Source organism: Xanthobacter sp. BG11Y11_SDJG (assembly GCF_057364445.1).
On sequence record NZ_JBNFNU010000445.1, the window covers coordinates 1 to 3,272 of the forward strand.

General features: G+C 70.5%; 4 protein-coding genes. 3 read left to right on the forward strand and 1 reads right to left on the reverse strand.

Going from position 1 to position 3,272, the window contains the following annotated elements; translation table 11 throughout:
* From AC2W7M_RS22525 to AC2W7M_RS22535, 3 genes are all read left to right on the forward strand, one after another.
* A partial coding sequence (locus tag AC2W7M_RS22525; protein WP_486135070.1) for an NUDIX domain-containing protein occupies nt 1-344 on the forward strand: 344 nt, incomplete at its 5' end.
* 392 nt (nt 345-736) lie between these two features.
* On the forward strand, nt 737-1,552 hold the full coding sequence (locus tag AC2W7M_RS22530; RefSeq protein WP_486135072.1) for an SAM-dependent methyltransferase: 816 nt from the start codon (nt 737-739) through the stop codon (nt 1,550-1,552).
* Nucleotides 1,553-1,627: 75 nt separating this feature from the next.
* The gene (locus AC2W7M_RS22535; RefSeq protein ID WP_486135074.1) at nt 1,628-2,995 is read left to right on the forward strand and encodes an APC family permease; all 1,368 of its coding nucleotides are present in this window, start codon (nt 1,628-1,630) and stop codon (nt 2,993-2,995) included.
* Nucleotides 2,996-3,001: 6 nt separating this feature from the next.
* Here the strand turns inward: AC2W7M_RS22535 and AC2W7M_RS22540 are convergent.
* On the reverse strand, nt 3,002-3,272 hold a 271-nt coding region (locus AC2W7M_RS22540), incomplete at its 5' end, for a restriction system modified-DNA reader domain-containing protein (RefSeq protein ID WP_486135076.1).

A 3,272-nucleotide genomic window follows, 5' to 3' on the forward strand; every position in this document is an offset into this window, starting at 1 on the left:
GCCTTCCTTGCCGTGCGGGCCGACGGGGCGGTGCTGCTGCGCTCACGCCCGCCGAAGGGCCTGCTGGGCGGCATGACGGAAGTGCCCTCCACCCCTGGACGGCGAAAGGCGCCGGTGACGCGGCGGCGCGGCATGTGCCGCTCGCCGCGCCGTGGCGCGCTTTGCCGGGGACGGTGCGGCACGTCTTCACCCATTTCGCGCTGGAGCTGGAGGTCTGGCGCGCCGATCTGCCGGCCGCGGCGACGGCGCCCGCCGGCCTGCGCTTCGTGCGGCCGCGCGACTTCGACCGGGAGGCCCTGCCCTCGGTGATGCGCAAGGTGCTGGCGCACGGACGGGCGCTCTAAATCATCGGCAGAGAACGCGTTATCCGATCCGCTTGCGGACCAAGCTGATCGGCGCGTGCGCTGGAGCAGGCCGGCGGCCGTCCGGCGAAGTTCCAGGCGCCGGCGCATGATCTCTTCCCTTACAGATCAAATCGCAACCCAGCCTCGCGATAACAGTTTCGTGCCTTGTATGACGTAAGGGAACTTATTCTCGTTCCAAGACTTTATGGCGCCACGCTGGGAGAAACTGCCCAATATTCCGCCTACGGATATTTGATCTCCAAAGACCAATGTCTCGTCACGAATGGGCATGAAGGTCGCCCCGTCCGTCTCCATTTGGCGAGGCGGATAACAAAGCGATTCTTCCCTTCAGCCGACCACGCTCTGTGCCGGCCTTCCCCGTGAGGAGTGTCATGAGCCGTCTCCAATTCGCACGCATCCAGCCTGCCGGACCCCGCTCCTTAGCCGCCGGCGTCGGCACCGCCTTGGCCGTTCTTCTCCTGGCCCTGCCCGCGCGCGCCGAGCCCAAGCTCGACGTGCCCTACGTGCCGACCCCCGAGGCGGTGGTCGAGCGCATGCTGGAGATGGGCGACGTGGGGGCGGACGACTTCGTTATCGACCTCGGCTCGGGCGACGGGCGCATCGCCATCGCCGCGGTCAAGGCGCGCGGCGCGCGCGGCGCCCTGGGCGTCGACATCAACCCGGCCCGCATCGCCGAGGCGCAAGAGAACGCGAAAGCGGCGGGCGTCGCCGGCAAGGTCGAGTTCCGCGAGCAGAACCTGTTCCAGACCGACCTGACGTCCGCCGACGTCATCACCATGTACCTGCTGGAATCGGTCAATGCCCGGCTGCGCCCCACGCTCGCCAAGCTGAAGCCCGGCACCCGCCTCGTGTCCCATGCCTTCACCCTCGGCGACTGGCAACCGGACCAGACCGCCCGCGTCAACGGCCGCGAGGTCTTCGCCTGGGTGGTCCCGGCGCAGGTGGGCGGGCGATGGGCGATCACCGACGGCGACCGGAAGGTGACGGTGAACCTCACCCAGTCGTTCCAGAAGGTCACGGGTTCGGCCGCGCTCGACGGCCGATCGGTTCCGGTCGAGGCGAAGCTGGTGGGGGACCAGATCGAGCTCACCGTCGCCGCCGAGGGCGGTCCGCGCACCTACCGGGGCACGGTGAACGGCACCCGCATCGATCCGTCGGAGGGCGGCTGGCAGGCGATCCGGAGCTAGAGCGCAGCCTCCCTTCTCTCAAACCACACGCGAGAGCGGGACCGCGCCGCGGCCCCGCACCGCGGGAGAACTCCCATGAAACGTCCGTCCTCTTCGGGCACCGGTCGTCCCGGATCCGGCCTCACCGTTACGGACGGCGTCGCCGTCATGGTGGGCATCATCTTCGGCATCGGCATCTTCCGCACGCCGCCCCTTGTCGCCGCCAATGTGGAGAGCGATCTCGCCTTCGTCGCCGTGTGGGTGGCGGGCGGGCTCATCACCCTCGCCGGGGCCCTGTGCTATGCGGAGCTTGCCGCCGCCCATCCCGACCGCGGCGGCGAGTATCATTTCCTCTCCCGCGCCTACGGCCCGCGTTTGGCCGTGCTGTTCGCCTGGGCCCGCGGCAGCGTGATCCAGACCGGCGCCATCGCCGCCGTGGCCTTCGTCTATGGCGACTACATGCAGGCGCTGCTGCCGCTCGGGCCGTGGGGGCCCTCGATCCACGCCGCACTGGCGGTGGCGGCGCTCACCGCGCTGAACGTCTGGGGCACGCGCCGCTCCAGCCTCAGCCAGCGCGCGCTCACCGGCGTCACCGTTGTCATGATCCTGCTGGTGGCCGGCGTGGGCTTCCTCGGCCCGGGCGCGGAGCCGGGCGTGCCGGCGAGCGCCAGCGTCGATGCCTCGGCCGCGCTCGGCATGGCGATGGTGTTCGTTCTCCTCACCTATGGCGGCTGGAGCGAAGCGGTCTATTTGTCCGGCGAGATGCGCGACGTCCAGCGCACCATGAAGCGCACGCTCCTCATCGGCACGGCGGTGGTGGTGCTGGTCTACGGGCTGTTCAATCTGGCGCTGCTCAACGCCTTCGGTCTCGAAGGCCTGCGCGCCTCCGAGGCGCCGGCGGCCGATCTCATGCGCGCGCTCGCGGGCGGCACCGGCGAGGCGCTCTTGGCGGTGGCGGTGGCGATCATGGCGTTGAGCACGCTCAACGGCACCATCCTGACCGGCGCGCGGGCCTTCCACGCGCTCGGCTCCGACGTGCCGGTTCTGTCCTTCCTGAGCCGCGACGCCATCACGGCGCGCGCGCCCGTGGCGGCGCTGCTGGTCCAGGGCGCGGTGGCGCTGCTGCTGGTTCTGCTCGGCGCGCTGACCCGCGACGGATTCAAGGCCATGGTCGACTTCACGGCCCCGGTGTTCTGGAGCTTCCTGTTCCTGGTGAGCCTGTCGCTGTTCCTGTTCCGCCTGCGCGAGCCGGACCGGGTGCGGCCCTTCAAGGTGCCGCTCTATCCGCTGACGCCGCTCCTGTTCAGCGGCGCCTGCGCGGGCCTGATCTATTCCAGCCTGGCCTATACCGGCACCGGCGCGCTGATCGGTGTCGGCGTGGTGCTCGCCGGGCTGCCGCTTCTGCTGCTGATGCGCCGGCCCGATGCGCCGGAAGCGGCCGCGGCACAGCCGGCGGCGGAATAGGCGCCGCTATTCCGCGGCGACGCCCATTTCCGAGCGCAGGCGGGCGCGCAGCACGTCGATGGGGTGGAGACGGCCGGCCTCCTCCACATGCCAGAAGGTCCAGCCGTTGCAGGCCTCCGCCCCCTGGGCCAGCGCGCCCATGCGATGGATCGAGCCGACCGTGCGGTCGACGGCGTCGGCGAGCGCGATGGTGCCGTCCGCCCGCACCACGGCGCGGAACCGGCCCTTGGCGTCGGTCAGCTCGGCGCCGGGCGTGACGAAGCCGCGCTCCACCAGG

Excerpts from the sequence above, each read along its gene's own strand:
- AC2W7M_RS22530 (WP_486135072.1), top strand. The coding sequence starts at position 737 with ATGAGCCGTCTCCAATTCGCACGCATCCAGCCTGCCGGACCCCGCTCC.
- AC2W7M_RS22535 (WP_486135074.1), top strand. The coding sequence starts at position 1,628 with ATGAAACGTCCGTCCTCTTCGGGCACCGGTCGTCCCGGATCCGGCCTC.